This window comes from Pseudoalteromonas sp. SCSIO 43210 (genome assembly GCF_054133285.1).
Genome location: NZ_CP087225.1, coordinates 1,838,415 through 1,854,499, shown reverse-complemented (window position 1 = coordinate 1,854,499; position 16,085 = coordinate 1,838,415). Strand labels below are relative to the sequence as shown.

17 protein-coding genes are annotated in these 16,085 nt (G+C 39.7%); 3 read left to right on the top strand and 14 right to left on the bottom strand.

Annotated features, from left to right (window positions below):
- Window positions 1–42 precede the first annotated feature (42 nt).
- The 3 genes from LOS73_RS07970 to LOS73_RS07960 all read right to left on the bottom strand — a co-directional run bounded on the left by LOS73_RS07970 (window position 43) and on the right by LOS73_RS07960 (window position 3,999).
- On the bottom strand, window positions 43–786 hold the full coding sequence (locus tag LOS73_RS07970; protein ID WP_007379034.1) for a ferredoxin--NADP reductase: 744 nt from the start codon (window positions 784–786) through the stop codon (window positions 43–45).
- 1,276 nt (window positions 787–2,062) lie between these two features.
- Window positions 2,063–2,767 carry a purine-nucleoside phosphorylase gene (deoD, locus tag LOS73_RS07965; RefSeq protein ID WP_007376638.1) on the bottom strand — a complete coding sequence of 235 codons (705 nt, stop codon included), beginning with the start codon at window positions 2,765–2,767 and terminating at the stop codon, window positions 2,063–2,065.
- Window positions 2,767–3,999 (bottom strand): phosphopentomutase, encoded by a 1,233-nt coding sequence (locus LOS73_RS07960; protein ID WP_033028666.1) that lies wholly within the window; start codon window positions 3,997–3,999, stop codon window positions 2,767–2,769. The genes deoD and LOS73_RS07960 overlap by 1 nt, the downstream gene beginning before the upstream one ends.
- Before the next feature lie 192 nt (window positions 4,000–4,191).
- Here LOS73_RS07960 and udk point away from each other — a divergent pair, with 192 nt between their 5' ends.
- From udk to LOS73_RS07945, 3 genes are all read left to right on the top strand, one after another.
- A complete protein-coding gene (gene udk / locus LOS73_RS07955) occupies window positions 4,192–4,824 on the top strand; it encodes a uridine kinase (protein ID WP_007376640.1) in 633 nt (210 codons plus the stop codon).
- Between the two features lie 17 nt (window positions 4,825–4,841).
- A complete protein-coding gene (locus tag LOS73_RS07950) occupies window positions 4,842–6,068 on the top strand; it encodes a NupC/NupG family nucleoside CNT transporter (protein ID WP_007376641.1) in 1,227 nt (408 codons plus the stop codon).
- Window positions 6,069–6,464: 396 nt separating this feature from the next.
- A complete protein-coding gene (locus LOS73_RS07945) occupies window positions 6,465–7,184 on the top strand; it encodes a substrate-binding periplasmic protein (protein ID WP_239462863.1) in 720 nt (239 codons plus the stop codon).
- Window positions 7,185–7,446: 262 nt separating this feature from the next.
- Here LOS73_RS07945 and LOS73_RS07940 read toward each other — a convergent pair whose 3' ends face one another.
- The 11 genes from LOS73_RS07940 to LOS73_RS07890 form a co-directional block, all read right to left on the bottom strand.
- The gene (locus tag LOS73_RS07940; protein ID WP_002959120.1) at window positions 7,447–7,656 is read right to left on the bottom strand and encodes a cold-shock protein; all 210 of its coding nucleotides are present in this window, start codon (window positions 7,654–7,656) and stop codon (window positions 7,447–7,449) included.
- Between the two features lie 240 nt (window positions 7,657–7,896).
- Window positions 7,897–8,613 (bottom strand): hypothetical protein, encoded by a 717-nt coding sequence (locus LOS73_RS07935; RefSeq protein ID WP_033028665.1) that lies wholly within the window; start codon window positions 8,611–8,613, stop codon window positions 7,897–7,899.
- The gene (locus LOS73_RS07930; protein WP_033037956.1) at window positions 8,610–9,350 is read right to left on the bottom strand and encodes a hypothetical protein; all 741 of its coding nucleotides are present in this window, start codon (window positions 9,348–9,350) and stop codon (window positions 8,610–8,612) included. Before LOS73_RS07930 ends, LOS73_RS07935 begins: the two co-directional genes overlap by 4 nt.
- On the bottom strand, window positions 9,337–9,690 hold the full coding sequence (locus LOS73_RS07925; protein ID WP_033028663.1) for a cupredoxin domain-containing protein: 354 nt from the start codon (window positions 9,688–9,690) through the stop codon (window positions 9,337–9,339). Before LOS73_RS07925 ends, LOS73_RS07930 begins: the two co-directional genes overlap by 14 nt.
- Window positions 9,683–10,996 carry an ATP-binding protein gene (locus LOS73_RS07920; RefSeq protein WP_033028662.1) on the bottom strand — a complete coding sequence of 438 codons (1,314 nt, stop codon included), beginning with the start codon at window positions 10,994–10,996 and terminating at the stop codon, window positions 9,683–9,685. The genes LOS73_RS07925 and LOS73_RS07920 overlap by 8 nt, the downstream gene beginning before the upstream one ends.
- 26 nt (window positions 10,997–11,022) lie before the next feature.
- Window positions 11,023–11,682, bottom strand: a complete 660-nt coding sequence (locus tag LOS73_RS07915; RefSeq protein ID WP_033028661.1) for a response regulator — start codon at window positions 11,680–11,682, stop codon at window positions 11,023–11,025.
- Between the two features lie 8 nt (window positions 11,683–11,690).
- Window positions 11,691–12,338 (bottom strand): tetratricopeptide repeat protein, encoded by a 648-nt coding sequence (locus LOS73_RS07910; protein WP_007376648.1) that lies wholly within the window; start codon window positions 12,336–12,338, stop codon window positions 11,691–11,693.
- 27 nt (window positions 12,339–12,365) lie between these two features.
- A complete protein-coding gene (locus tag LOS73_RS07905; RefSeq protein ID WP_007376649.1) occupies window positions 12,366–13,136 on the bottom strand; it encodes an SDR family oxidoreductase in 771 nt (256 codons plus the stop codon).
- Window positions 13,133–13,822 (bottom strand): TenA family transcriptional regulator, encoded by a 690-nt coding sequence (locus LOS73_RS07900; RefSeq protein WP_457934791.1) that lies wholly within the window; start codon window positions 13,820–13,822, stop codon window positions 13,133–13,135. Before LOS73_RS07900 ends, LOS73_RS07905 begins: the two co-directional genes overlap by 4 nt.
- Complete coding sequence (locus LOS73_RS07895; protein WP_457934790.1) at window positions 13,815–15,284, bottom strand: AMP-binding protein; 1,470 nt, start codon at window positions 15,282–15,284, stop codon at window positions 13,815–13,817. Before LOS73_RS07895 ends, LOS73_RS07900 begins: the two co-directional genes overlap by 8 nt.
- Window positions 15,281–15,934: a thermostable hemolysin gene (locus LOS73_RS07890; RefSeq protein ID WP_033028656.1), complete on the bottom strand. Its 654-nt coding sequence runs from the start codon at window positions 15,932–15,934 to the stop codon at window positions 15,281–15,283. Before LOS73_RS07890 ends, LOS73_RS07895 begins: the two co-directional genes overlap by 4 nt.
- Between the last annotated feature and the right edge of the window lie 151 nt (window positions 15,935–16,085).

The following is a 16,085-nucleotide window of genomic DNA, read 5'->3' as shown; positions in this document are numbered from 1 at the left end:
AACATAACAAATTTTAGAGTTTGCGGGTAGTCATTCAGCCACTTACCAGTACTGTTCGACTGTTATATGTCCAGGCTCTCTGCGCCTGTTACGCTTAAAGCTTTTCCCTATAAGAAGTTCGGTTGTGTCTTTTACCATTTGTGGATTGCCACAAATCATAAATTGGGCATTATTTGGTGCTGGATCTAATTTTACTTTATCAAATAGGCGACTACTTTGAATTGCATCAGTAATACGCCCATGTAAGCCCTCTAACGGCTCTTCTCGGCTCACAACAGGTATATAATTAAGTTGTGCTGGGTAAGCTTTTAAAAGCTCATTTATAAGCGGCTGGTAACTTAAATCACTATTAAAACGTACGCCATGCACTAAGTTTATATGCTGATACTTTTGCCATACCTCAGATTGTTGCAATATTGATAAAAATGGTCCGATTGCTGTGCCAGTGCCTAACATCCACAGCTGCTCACTTTGTGGAATTTCGTCAAGTGTAAAAAAACCTGTTGCACGGCGCTCAATTAGTACGTTGTCGCCTGGCTGTAGTTTTGCTAAGCGCGGTGATAAAAGCCCGTCAGCTACGTTGATAAGATAAAACTCTAGAGCTGAGCTATCGGGTGAATTAACGTATGAATATGCACGCGCAATGCGTTTATCATCCTCAATTATTGAAAGCTTAGTAAACTGCCCTGCTTTAAATGGCTCTACATCGGCATTAACCGTTAAGCTAAAAAGCGTTTCGTTCCACCATGTTACTTTTTTTACAGTTGCATCAACCCAATTAGACATATTTAACTCCACAATTTAGCGGTTAATCCAGTAAATTATAAAAATGTATGTGCTTTAAACACTAGCATTAACTAGGTAATAGTTATACAAAGCGCTGATGATTTTTATACAAAACAATATGCACCTTGTAGACGCGCAGCTTGCTGGCGTTTAAAAGCAAGGCTTTTAGAGTGATAGCTTGAGTATATTAAGTCATGAGAAGCTGCGCTTCTAACGTGAGCAAGCTCTACGTCTACAACAATAAGCCAAGTTTACCTTGTAGCGCGCAGCTTGCTGGCGTTTAAAGCAAGGCTTTTAGAGTGATAGTTTAAGTATATTAAGTCATGAGAAGCTGCGCTTCTAACGTGAGCAAGCTCTACGTCTACAACAACAAGCCAAGTTGCACCTTGTAGACGCGCAGCTTGCTGGCGTTTAAAGCAAAGCTTTTAATGTGATAGCTTGAGTATATTAAGTAATGAGAAGCTACGCTTCTAACGTGAGCAAGCTCTACGTCTACCACAAAAAGCCAAGCTTCCTATGTAGACGCGCAGCTTGCTGGCGTTTAAAAGCAACTCTTTTATTGAGTATATTAAGTAATGAGAAGCTGCGCTTCTAACGTGAGCAAGCTCTACGTCTACAACAATAAGCCAAGTTTACCTTGTAGACGCGCAGCTTGCTGGCGTTTAAAAGCAAGGCTTTTAGAGTGATAGCTTGAGTATATTAAGTAATGAGAAGCTGCGCTTCTAACGTGAGCAAGCTCTACGTCTACAACAATAAGCCAAGTTGCACCTTGTAGACGCGCAGGTTGCTGGCGTTTAAAAGCAAGGCTTTTAGAGTGATAGCTTGAGTATATTAAGTCATGAGAAGCTGCGCTTCTAACGTGAGCAAGCTCTACGTCTACAACAATAAGCCAAGTTCACCTTGTAGACGTGCAGCTTGCTGGCGTTTAAAAGCAACGCTTTTAGAGTGATAGCTTGAGTATATTAAGTAATGAGAAGCTGCGCTTCTAACGTGAGCAAGCTCTACGTCTACAACAATAAGCCAAGTTTACCTTGTAGCGCGCAGCTTGCTGGCGTTTAAAGCAACGCTTTTAGAGTGATCGCTTGAGTATGTTAAGTAATGAGAAGCTGCGCTTCTAACGTGAGCAAGCTCTACGTCTACAACAAGTTAGGTTTTGCCTTGTAGACGCGCATAAAAAAAGCCGCATTAGATGCGGCTTTGGAGGTTAGTCTCACTTCACTTTGGGCGTGTCTCCAAAACTTAGTGAATACGTTACCAAGGAACTGTTATGTATTATTTAAGCTATTGACTCTAATGCAATTTTAACCATTTCGTTAAACGTGCTTTGACGCTCATCAGCAGGTGTTGCTTCACCGGTGATTACGTGGTCGCTTACTGTAAATAATGCCATTGCGTTTGCGCCGTATTCAGCTGCAACGCCATATAAACCCGCCGTTTCCATATCTACTGCTAGCATGCCTAACTTGTCTAAATCTTTATAGAACGAGTCGTCTGCTTGATAGAAAGTGTCGGTTGTAAATACGTTACCTACTTTTGCTTCAATTCCTAGCTCTTTTGCAGCGTTTACGCCGTTTAAAAGTAAATCAAAGTTAGCAATTGCAGAAAAATCGTAGCCACGTACACGTGCACGATTTACGTTAGAATCTGTGCTTGCACCTTGTGCAAAAATTACGTCACGGATTTTGATATCTGTGCCAATACCGCCACACGTACCAATACGTATAATATTTTTAACGCCAAAGCTTACAATTAGCTCACGAGCATAAATAGACATTGATGGAATGCCCATACCTGAACCCATGATGCTTACTGGCTTACCTTTGTAAGTACCAGTGAAACCGTACATGTTACGAACGCCTGTAACTTGTACTGCATCATCTAAAAAGTTTTCAGCAATATATTGCGCACGTAGCGGATCGCCTGGCATTAATACTGTTTCGGCGAAATCACCAACGTTTGCACTGATATGCGGAGTACTCATTAATTGTTTTCCTTTTTATTTGGCATTGTTAGCTCATTTAAAAAGCTGTCGCCGTAATCAAGTGCAGGTAAACTAAACCACTGTGCTAGGGTTTGGCCTATATCTGCAAAACTGTTGCGTTCACCTAACGGTGTATTAATCATACCTGGTTTATATGCAATAACAGGTACGTATTCACGAGTATGCTCAGAACCTGGAAAGGTTGGGTCACAACCGTGATCTGCAGTGATCATTAATATGTCATCTGCGTCTAACTGATTTAGTATAGTTGGTAAATAGTCATCAAACTCTTTTAATGCTTTTGCGTAACCTACTGGGTTACGGCGATGACCAAATTTTTCATCAAAATCAACTAGGTTAGTAAAAATTAAGCTGCGATCTGGCGCGCTTTTCATTACTTCGCTGGTTTTTTCTAGCAAGTTCATAAGCCCAGGTGCTTTATGCTTTTGGGTTATGCCCTGATGCGCGTAAATATCTGAAATTTTACCAATACTAATTACTTCGCCGCCGTCTTTTGCTAATACGTCTAGCAATGTGGGTGCTGGCGGAAGTACTGAGTAGTCACGACGATTACCCGTTCGAGCAAAGTCTTGGCTATTTGAACCCAAAAATGGCCGCGCAATCACTCGTCCTATATTCATTTCATCAAGTAGCGCCCGTGCGATTTCGCAAACTTGATAAAGCTTCTCTAGGCCGAATGATTTTTCATGCGCGGCTATTTGAAACACGCTATCAGCTGAGGTGTAACAGATTGGTTTACCTGTTTTTACGTGTTCTTCACCTAGCTGTTCTAAAATGGTCGTTCCCGATGCATGGCAGTTGCCTAAAATACCAGGAATACCTGTGCGAGCTATAAACTCGTCAATAAACTCTTGTGGAAAACTCGGCTGTGTTTTTGGAAAATATCCCCAATCAAACAACACAGGTACGCCTGCCATTTCCCAATGACCTGATGGTGTATCTTTTCCGCTAGAAAGTTCTTTAGCGTAACCCCATGCACCTTGTGGTGTTTGGCGATCAGATATTAAACAGGTTTCTCCACCTGCAGCTTCACATGCGTCTATTAATCCTAATTTAGATAAATTAGGAAGCGACAGTGCACTGCCAGTTTCGTCGTAATATGCTTTTAGTAAGTGAGCAAATGTGTTAGCGCCAAGATCACCAAATTTATCTGCATCTGGTGCTGCACCGATTCCTAGGCTATCTGCCATTAAGATAATTGCTTTTGCCATTTTGACCTCACTTTGTTTCTAGGTGGTTACTTTATCCGCTCTTTGAATTTTCCGTACAGGACAAAAGTCCTGTTTCATAAAACCTAAACATTATAAATTTGCATTCTTGAGCGAAGCAAAAGAGATTAATCGTGTCTTTTTTGCTATTGTGATCTACCAACAATATATCCTTCTGTGTGGGTGAGAACTTTAGTGACACGAACTACTATTATAGCTATTGCAGGCGCGTCTGCGTCGGGCAAATCTCTTTTTAGCCAAACTATATACAATGAATTGGTTAACGAGCTTGAACCAGGCGCTATCGCCATTATTGAAGAAGATGCTTATTACAAGGATCAGTCGCATTTGCCGATGGCTCATCGTACGCAAACGAACTACGACCATCCTGATGCATTTGAACATGCGTTGATGCTTGAGCATTTAACGCAACTTCGTTGTGGTAACTCAGTTGAAGTACCAACCTATGACTATGCACAGCATACACGCAGCGAAAAAACTCGCCGAGTGCCTGCTGCAAAAATACTCATTGTTGAAGGTATTTTATTATTGAGTGACAAAGCGCTTAATAAAGAATTTGATATTAAGGTGTTTATAGATACACCTTTAGATATTTGCTTAATGCGCCGTATGCAGCGTGATATGGAACAACGAGGCAGAACTTTACAATCTGTTGTTGAGCAATATCAAGCAACTGTTAGACCGATGTTTTATCAATTTATTGAGCCTTCGAAACATAACGCCGATTTAGTTGTGACTCGAGGCGGTATGAACCGTGTTGCGATTGATATTATTAAAAGTAAGATAAAATATTTACTACAAGAATAACAACGGGAAACATTTGTATGACAACATTTATGAGCTTAGTTGGCATGTGCGTGCTGCTAAGCATTGCCTTTGCTGCGTCAACTAATCGCAAGGCAATTAATTTAAGAACCGTTGGCATAGCATTTGCGATGCAAATTGTTATTGGCGGTTTTGTTCTGTTTTTTGAAGCAGGAAAAAATGTATTAACGAGCATGTCAGCGGCCGTTTCATCGGTAATTGGTTATGCGAATGATGGTATTGGATTTTTATTTGGTCCACTTGCCTCACAAGATACATTAGGTTTTATTTTTGCAATTCAAGTTTTGCCCGTTATCGTGTTTTTCTCAGCATTAGTTGCTGTGCTATATCACCTTGGCATTATGGATTGGATTATTAAGATATTAGGCGGTGGTTTACAAAAATTATTGAAAACCTCACGTACTGAATCACTTTCAGCAACGGCGAATATTTTTGTTGGCCAAACTGAAGCCCCTCTTATTGTTAAACCGTTTATTGCAACGATGACTAAATCGGAATTGTTTGCAGTGATGGTAGGTGGCTTAGCCACTGTAGCAGGCTCTGTCATGGCCGGTTACGTTATTATTGGTATTGAGCTTAAGTATTTAATAGCAGCGAGCTTTATGGCTGCTCCAGGTGGTTTTTTAATGGCCAAGATGATTGTGCCAGAAACTGAAACGCCTAAAGATAACTTAGCTGATTTAGATTTAGATGACGAAGATAAGCCTGTAAATGTAATTGATGCAGCTGCATCAGGTGCGGCAAACGGCATGCATTTAGCACTTAATGTGGGTGCAATGTTACTTGCTTTTGTAGCGCTAATTGCACTATTAAACGGTTTATTAGGTGGTATTGGCGGGTGGTTTGATTACCCAACATTAACGCTTCAAGAAATATTAGGTTATGTATTTGCTCCTGTTGCATGGTTACTAGGTGTGCCATGGGATGAAGCAATTATAGCCGGCAGCTTTATTGGTCAAAAGATAGTAGTGAACGAGTTTGTTGCTTACTTAGACTTTATAAATTATCGCGATACGTTAAGCGCACACACACAAGCAATTGTTACTTTTGCTTTATGTGGGTTTGCTAACTTATCATCGATAGCCATTTTACTAGGTGGATTAGGCGGTATGGCGCCTAGTCGGCGAAAGGATATCGCGCGCTTAGGGCTCAGAGCAGTGTTAGCAGGATCTATGGCTAACCTTATGAGCGCAGCAATTGCTGGGTTTTTCCTCTCGCTAGCTTAGAAACTTATTGAGATGAAACCGGTGTTGCAAAACAAGAAGATAGCTGCTTTAAGGGGTTAAAGTACTATCTAACTTGAACGATACTTCACCAAGGGCCGCAAGGCCCTTTTATCGTTTTAGTACTTTATATTTCAAGTTATCAATCCTTTAATACTTCATACCAAGTTTAATTGGCATAAAAATTATGCGGGTTAAATCATTTTAGAACGTCGTTACACAGCCTCCTAGGCTGATTACTACAACGTGAAAACATAACTCAGCACACAATTCATATTTACACTCAAATTTAAATAAACCAATATCTTAGTCACTAATTTTCATGATTAATTTTTTGTATTTTCAATATTTTAAGCCACACTTATATCACTATATTTAACTGAATGACGATTCGCTATTGTGAAATATATTATTTATTTTCTTTTTTTTATTTACTCTGTGCATATTCAAGCAACAGAAACACTGCTTGTTGTTACAGAATTAGCACCACCGAATCAGGTATTGGTTGATGGTGAAGTAACAGGAGAAGGCACTCAATTAATTCGAGATATATTTGCAGAGGCTAAGCTAACACCTAATATACAAATGTATCCGTGGGCGCGTGCTTATAAGTTAGCAACCGAGCAAAGCAACGTTTTTATTTACAGCCTAGCAAGAACACCAGAGCGAGAAGAACAATTTTATTGGATTGCACAAGTGGGACGATTTGATTTGGGGTTTATAGCTCTCTCAGAGCGCACTGATATAGTTATTGAAGGTACCGAGCAAGCTAAAAACTACAAAATAGCGATGCAACGCAATGACTTCTCTACACAGACTCTTTTAAAACTAGGTTTTGAAGCAGTATTCACTAGCGACATTCAAAAGTCATATGATTTATTGCTCGCTAAAAAAGTAGACTTAGTTGTAGACGATCCACTTTATATGCAACAGCTAAGTGATTATTTAAAACTTGAACCCAACCATTTAAAGTTTGTATATAGAATAAACGAACTCACTGTAGGTGCTTACTTAGCAGCGAATAAAAAAACAGACGTTAATGTTGTTAATGCACTTCAGAAGGCGTTCACTGAAATGGAAAAAACAAGTGCGTTACCTTATGGAATTCAGGATAATTAATTTCTATATGGGATCTATTTAACGTTAAGAAAATTACGCTAGAACTGGGCAAAAATTTTTGTATCTAGTTGCTCTAAATAAAAATTTAACGACGTTATAATGCAGTTTAATTCGTTAAATTGCTCAAAGATTTATACAGGTTGGTATAGTGAGTAAATAAGTGGAGTTGATCTTATCTAATAAACGCAGGTAACTTTCATCAAAATTTAGACACAAAAAAAGCGCCTTAAGCGCTTTTTTTCATTTTACTTAAAAAGTAAAATTATACAGCTGTGATGTTATCAGCTTGTGGACCTTTTTGACCTTGTGAAAGAGTGAACTCTACACGTTGGCCTTCAGCTAAAGTTTTGAAACCTTCGCTTTTGATTGCTGAGAAATGTGCAAAAACGTCTGGGCCATTTTCTTGCTCGATGAAACCAAAACCTTTAGACTCGTTGAACCACTTAACTGTACCTGATACGATGTTAGACATTGTAATATCCTGATATAAAATAAAAAATATGCTCATAAGAGCGGGTGTAGCAAAAAATGAGATGGTACTTTAAAAACTTCAGGACGGTACTACAAGTATTACTTATACAACATCGAAATGGAGATTTATAGCTTACATGCTTTCTTTCTAGCTGCAGCCCACTATATAGATTTTTTAAAACATGTCAAGTACCCATCTATAATCAGAGTGATAAACAACCAAAACCGCTATCATTGGTTATTAAAATTCAAATTCTAATGCGAGCCTAAAACTATGATTTTTTTCTGATTGGCTTATCTCAGTGATAAAACCCGCTTCCCATTTTAACTGCTTTTGTCCATCAAAACGCTGCAAACCTATAAACCCTGGACCTATACCCACAAAGTCTTCACCTACGTAAACTTCAAGAGATGGCTGAAAAGCAGAACGATATCGATAGCGATATTGCGCTCTAAACTCACTTTCCCATTCATTTTGAATATCCTGCCCCCACTCGTACACTAAAAAGGCATTCATAGTTAAGCTTGTTTTACCAAACTCTTTTTCTATCACAAAACCCGACGTTGCTTCATACACATCTTCATTATGTTTTTTTTCAAGCTCAAATAATGCCCCCCAATCGGCCCATAATTTACCTTGCTCAATCAATTGCCAGCGTAGTTCAAGCTCATAAGCTTCTAAACCAAAGTCGCCGTTATCGTCTCGCTCACCAACTATATAACCTTCTAGTGCCATTGTATCGTTAATAGCACCGCCACCACCCAAACGCTGCGCTAGTATGTTGCCACTATCTGTTTGGTGCGACACCAACCGCCATTCAAACTCTCGCTCAAAAGGTAAAACATAGGGGTGATATACCTTATCAACAACAATACCATCGGCCTTAACTGGGATTGAGAATACCAACAAACAAAAAACGGTAAAGCTAAGCGCTAAATATAGGTTGAGTGCTTTCATACACGTTCCTTAGATATTGAAGCTGAAATAACATAACAAAGTGATAAAAATATCACGCTACTTGTACTATATATAAGTACACTCATTAGATCAGGGGTAGCCTCGTAACCAACAAGAGCACGCAGTACGCGGCCTAGCTCAGAGTTTTCGTTTAACAAATCACGTAAATCCCACACGGTTGCGGTGTTGGTAATTAAATCTATTTGGCTTGCCAAATCCAGTGCAACTAATAACTTAGCCGCGCTGTTAAAAGCAAGCAAAGTAAAAAGCGGATACATACCAAAACGGTGCTTAATTGCATTCATTAAAAAGTACAGCAATACGCTAAAACTTAAACAAATTCCAACACCTAATAAAGTGCCAATAAATAAGCTTTGCCCTGCATCATTACTTTGCCAAAAGCTGGTGAGGTAAATAATATAGTGGCTTAAATACATTGTTATTGTGCTTATAACCGCAATATAAAAAGCCGCTGATTTTTGCTTTATTGCAAATACTAATACAGCTATAAATATAGTAATACATAGCCCTATTTGTGAGTACTCTAGCCCTTGGTGTTCAAACCACTGGCTCACCCATGATGCACTTTGCATGTACAAAAACGACATGAGCGCGCCAATTAATAAAGCAGATCCTATTTTTAAAGCGCTTTGTTTTTTAACTACTTGTAGTAGCACTAATAAAATAGCCACAGGTAGCAATTGATTAAGGCTCATGACTAAACTAGTTATTAGCATGCTGCGCCTCCTCATCACCAACTATTACAACGCCCCTTGCTGTATTGGGCGAAAACTCACCAAAAAATTCGTAATGCCCTTTACTAAGCGGCCCTATATAAATAATGCTTTTACGGTTTGGGTAGAGTACTTTTTCTCTGTTTAGATCAAAGCTATCAAACTCTTCTGGTGTGCTATCTTGGTTTTCTATCAATAGTTTGACTTTTTTATTCGCGGGAATGGTAATTTGCGAGGGATAAAACAAATGATCTTTTAAAATAATAAGGTACTCTTTACTCGCCGCGTTAAACGACAAGAATAGCAAACAACAAAGGCACCGATTAAATAAACGTTTAGTCACTTTTTACTCCCGTAAAAGTAACCTTAACGGTTAGTCCGCCTAAAGGGCTATTCGCTAAATGAATAGTTGCGCCATAAATAGCAATTATGTGTTGAACAATCGCCATACCTAAACCGGCACCTTGCTCGCCTGATGGATGCTGATCGCCACCTACGCGATAAAAACGATTGAATATTCGCTCTTTTTGCTCTTCAGTCATACCCGCACCGGAATCATCAATTTGCCAACTAAAGTCGTCATTACTTGATACTAATTTAATTATAATTTGACCATTATTGGGGGTGTACTTTATGGCGTTGCTAAGTAAATTAGCGATGAGTGTGGTTAATGTAAACTCATCACCATTAAGAATAAAGTCATCGCCTTCAAGACTAATGGTTTGGTTTTTTTCATCTATTTTGTCGTATTGCTCCGATACGACTTGCTGAGTAATCGCTAGCAATGATTGCTCGCTAAACTGCCTCTGCCATTGTTCAGGCTGAGTGCGCCCTAAAATTAGCATTTGCTCGACAATATTACTTAAGCGATTAATGCCCTGCGACATAGCTTGTAATTCTTGATGGTCTTGCAGATTACTTTGTTTATTAGCCAAATTATGTACGTTAATTTTTAAACTACTAAGCGGGGTACGTAACTCATGGGCTGCATCAGAGGCAAAAAATCTCTCCCGTAAGTAGGCTGTTTCTACACGCTTAAATAAGTCGTTTAAACGATTAATAACCGGTTTAATTTCCTCGTCGGTTACTTGCCAGTTAATTGGCGTAAAGTCGTTAGCTTGGCGAGACGCTAACTGCTTAGATAATCGAGTAAGAGGGGCTAATGCGTATTTAACAAAAAAGCTAATAAAAATAGCAAGCAGAGGGACTGCCCATAGCATAGGTAACATTGCAGATAAAATAACGGCTTCAGCTAATTCAAAACGCTTTGCCATAGGTTCAGCAACGATGATTTTACGGGTGTTTTTACTCATCACAAATACCCGCATACGCTGCCCTGCTACATTGGCCGTTTGAAAGCCCTCGCTAAAACTAATTTGGTTATTCGTTAAACTCGATGAGCCACTAAGTAAATTATTATTTTGCCAAATTTGATACAACAACTGAGCGCTATTATTACTTACTTGTACTGCATCTGTGCTTAGTGCCAATGGTTGCTCAATTAAAACGCCAGCTACTATTTTAAGTTCATCATCAAGCAAACTTTCGCCGTGGTGCATACTTTTTTGATAGCCTTTTACTAATGCTAAAAAGCAAGTTAGCACCATCATTGAAAGTAAAATTAAGGTCAGACGTTTACGAATAGACATTTTCAACCTCGAAAGATAAACACGCTCTAGCGCTTGCCAACCACGTAGCCAATGCCACGTAAGGTTTTAATAAAGTCGCTAGGGAATTTTTTTCTAAGGTGGTGAATGTGTACTTCTATCGCGTTAGAGCCGACTTCTTCACCCCATTGGTAAAGTTTGTTTTCGAGTTGTTGTTTTGACTGCACACGACCTTGGTTTTCCATTAACGCTTTTAAAAGCATGTATTCTTTACGCGGTAATGTCAGTGACTCTCCATTGAGTGTCACCGTATGAGCAGAGCTGTCTATGACCACCTCCCCGCATTGCAGTAAACTCGATTGAGTTTGATTAACGCGTCGACTTGCCACACGTAGTCGAGCAAATAACTCTGCAGGGTCGAACGGCTTTGCAAGGTAATCATCAGCGCCCATATCAAGACCTTGCACTTTGTCGTCTATACTGCCGCGAGCGGTTAAAATGACCACTGGAATTACTTTTTTTTGTGCTTTAATATGCTTTAAAACCAGTGAACCGTCACCATCTGGCAACCCTAAATCGAGAATAACGAGTTCAATTTCACCACTAGAAAGGCATTCTAGGGCGTGTTTTACTGTGCCACTATGCTCTACGCTATAGCCCTCTTGGCGCAAAGAGCGAATAAGCCCTTGCGCCACTAAATGATCGTCTTCAACGAGTAATAAATGCATTGTGTCGTTTATCTTTTAAGTTTTTTGTCTACTTTTGCCAATAGCTGGCTTATTGCTTGTTGACGATATTTGTCTGCTTTAGCGCGAGTATCACGGATACCCGCAGCTTGGGCTGCTAGCAAACGTGCTTTCGCTTCTTTGTAATCGCCTTCATCGTACAAGTATTCACCATATAAGTAGTTAGTATCAATGCCTTCGAGATTAAAAGCGAGTGCTTGTTTAAATAATTTTTCAGCTTTGTCATCATCACCAAAACCAATTGGCCAACCAGGTACTTTACTGTAAAGCGTTGCAAGGCTTGCGTATGCTGAGCCATCGAGTGCTGTACCGTCAATTGAGAGCGCCTGTTCGAGTGACGTTTTTGCCTCTTTTGCTAAACCAAGTGCTCCCAACCCGCCTTTTGCACCTGCAAAACTAGCTAACACAATGCCATTCCAAATATGCGTTTGTGCCAAATTTGGGTAGTTTTTAACAAATAACGCACTTTGCTCACTTAATTGCGTGAACGCATCTATTTGCGCGTCATCTTTAAGTTCATAATTAGCGATAGCCCACTTCTGTTGAATAGCGACTAAATCTTGCGATTCGCCAGCATAGGCCGATGCAGGAAATATACTCGTGAATACTAAATATAATGCTAAGGTCATTTTATACATAATTTTATCCTCGTTGTTCATCTATTTTTAACTTAAAAAACGTTTTATTTTAGGTAGTTGTTTTGCAATGGCGTTATCTACAATACGTGGGAAAGCGCCATTAATGCGTACAAATAATTTTTCAGGAAAGCCGATAAAACGCCGTGTCTGATTAGAATCAAGAAGCGCAAGCAACTCTCTGGCAACTAATTCTGGCGAGTCCATTTTATTACCGAGCTCTTTATTCAGCGCACGGATTTTGCTGTTATTAATGGTGGTGTCAGTGGCTCTTGGCGCTAGGTAAGCGACTTTAACACCCGAACCGTTTAGTTCGCGCGAAAGCGCCTCTGTAAAACCACGTAAACCAAATTTACTCGCGCAATAAAGCGTTTGATACGGATATCCGATACTGCCAAACGATGATCCCACGTTAACAATGGTGCCTTTGGTATACTGCAACTGCCCCAAAAATAGCTGACATAATTTAATAGGCACCGACAAATTGGTACTTAGCATATTGTCTATTTGCTCAGAGCTTGTGTGCTCAAGACTTTGCATTGCATTAACACCGGCATTGTTAATTAGCAATTTAACGCCGCCTAATTGCTTTGCTTTTACAGCTAAATGAATGCGTGTTGTATCGTCGGTTAAATCGCCAATAAATATTTCACTGTCTGGGCATGTAGCACTGAGTTTTTCAAGAGCTTGAGCATTTCGCCCAACAAGGAGTAACTTCCACCCTTTTGCATATAGGGCTTTAGCAATTGCTTGTCCTATTCCACCGGTAGCGCCAGTTAATAAACACAAAGAGCTACTCATGCCTGCTTGCCTTGTATATTGGCTTTAAAAAAAGGCTCATCATCCAAACCACGAAATATATCGCCATATAAACGATAAAAGCGCTTTGCCCCATGGAGTATGGCTTGTTGATCTGCCTCGTCTGTTATTTGATTCATTAGGTTTTCAAAAAACTTTACGTGCTCTATATCAAGCGCACCATGGGACGTTAAATAACTAAATGCTTTTTGATGTAAGCCCACAGCGTTTGCAATATTTGAAGCGGCACCATCTGCAAGTGCAATGGACGTCCCTTCAAGCACATGTACCATACCAAAAAAGCTCAATGGGTTTTTACGAGCAATAGAGTCGTACGCATAAGACACCATCATTTCAGTGGCAAATTGTGGCTGACTACACCGTACGGTTTCTTTATCAAAACCGCAGGCTGCAATATCGTTAAGTACCCACTCTTGGTGGCCAATTTCTTCTTCAATGTATTCTGCGATCGCTTCGCGCAGCCATTCTTGAACGTCGGTTAATCGCGCACCAACCGACATCATTAATGGCACGGTGTGCTTAACATGGTGATACGCTTGTGCTAAAAACGAGGCGTATTCTTCAAGTGATGCTTCGCCTTTAAAAACACGCTGAATAATAGGCGCTGCAAGCAGGTAGTTTTGCTCTTGTTTAGTTTGCTCTTTAAGGGTGTTAAAAAAATCACTCATTAATTACTTCTCCAAGTCGGTAAAATTGATCAAATACAGCATGGTATTGCTTACTTATGGCATCTCGTTTTGGGCGATTATTTGTGGTTAATAATCCTTGTTGCACACTTAATGGGGCAGTTAAACGATGCCACTTTTGAATTCGAGCATAGTCGGGTAGTTGTTTATTAATTGCGTTAATGTATTGAGCTAACTCGGGGTTACATAGCTTTGAATCGGCGTAAATAATGGCACTGAGAAAAGGTCGCCCCTCACCAAACACAACCGCTTGTAAAATACCGCTTTGACTGAGTAATAGTGATTCAGGCCACTCGGCACTGATGTTGCGCCCCATGCTGGTAATAATTAGATTTTTTAATCGGCCTTTTATAAATAAAGTATTTTGACGCTGCTCGACTAGATCGCCGGTTGCATACCACTGGTTTTTATCATGCGGTGGGTGATTCAAATAACCTAAAAATATCTCACCTTTTATGAACAGCTGGCCGTCTTCAATTTTGGTTTGAAGGTGTGGAAGCACTGTTCCTGCACTGTGAAGATTATCGTTTGTTGGCGTGTTTAAGCTGACAACCGATGCGGCTTCAGATAGACCATACCCTTGGTACACCGGTAAGTTTAAGCTACGCGCTTTTACTATTAGCATTTCGCTGACAAGCGCACCACCTACTGCAATAAACTGTAACGAACTAGGCGGTTGCCACCCATCTTCTGCAAAAGTAACTAAGCATGCTAATAGTTCAGGCACTAAAATAAGCGTATTTGGCTTAACTTTATCAATCGCAGCTATAAACTGTGCGGGCTGTTTTAATGCAGTACCAACAAAGCCTAATTCATTTAACGGCATTAAATGCACTGTACCGCCACTTTTTAAAGGGGCATACACACCGGCTATATTTTCAAGCAATACAGCAAGCGGCAATAAACATAAATGAACAGGCTTTTTAATATTAATTTTATCGCACAGAGATTGAGCTACCTGCATTTGGCTATTTGCAGATAAACACACGCCCTTTGGTTGCCCAGTCGATCCTGACGTAAACGTTACTTTTTGAGTATCTGGAAAATAACTGACGGGGTTAGCTACAACGATTTCGTAAATATATAATGTGTAACACTCAAATAAAGTAATTGATGCAGTCGGCTCCCCGAGTAAAGGGTTTGGTGTGTCGCTCATAAATATATTAGCGCCGCATTGCGCTAGTACATATTGAGTTTGTTGCTCACTAAAAAAGTGAGCTATTGGCACAGCCACTTTATTAGAAACCGCAGTAGCGGCATCAATAACAAACCAAGCTGGCGTATTATCGAGCTTATAAGCGATACATTTGCCGTTAAAGCTATGTAGTATTTTTACTACTTTTTGTATTTGCTGGTTAAACTCACCACCGTTAATTTCAAGTGTTTGCTCTTTATTGTGGGCAATAATTAATGGCGATATTGCATGGGTATTATAGTAATTCATACATTCACCAACGCATTTACCAAAGAATTGATATTTGAGTGGTTTTGCTGCATCAAACTAAAAAGCATTGGGGTATTTAATACTTGTTGGTGAGCTTGATCTAAACTCACAACGCATACGGTAGGCTGATTAGCGTAGTAACTTCCCCAACTCAGCGGATGCTCAACAACAAAACTGTTTGCCACAGCAATTTCAGTACAATTAACGCCTAATAAGCGTAGCAGCGCACGTACTTTTTTAGTGGCGCAAAATACTAAATGTTTTGCTCCTACACTTTGCAGGGCTTCATTAACAACAATAAAATGCCCAAGCGTTGCTTTGCGATGTGTAGAGCATAGATTGCCAAGCTCAAATACTTTATTACGCTGTGTAGGCTCAGGTAAAAAATACTCAATGGGCTGTGCTAAGTATTGCTCTATAAATAGAGGTGCTGTTGCTTGCCTTAAACCCAATGTGCACTGCCCTTCGTTTGTCGTGTATTGGCAAAGTAATGGCATAAAAGAGGTAAGCGTGGCGTTATAAGCGACTAAAAACCCTTCTTTAACTGTGTTTTCTAACGCACTTCTATGCTCATCATTAATGCGAGCACTAACAAAGCGTGAGTTATTTTCAATATAAACGGGTGATGAAGGTAGGTGTGCTAATTGCATAAACATCGCTCATATAAAGTGTATGTTTGTAACTTAGCGAGCGAAACTTAAAGAAAACTTAAGAAAATAAATATTATACCAACCTACATAAATCTTTGATCAATTTAACGAATTAAATTGCACTATAACGTCGTTAAAAATTTTTATTTAG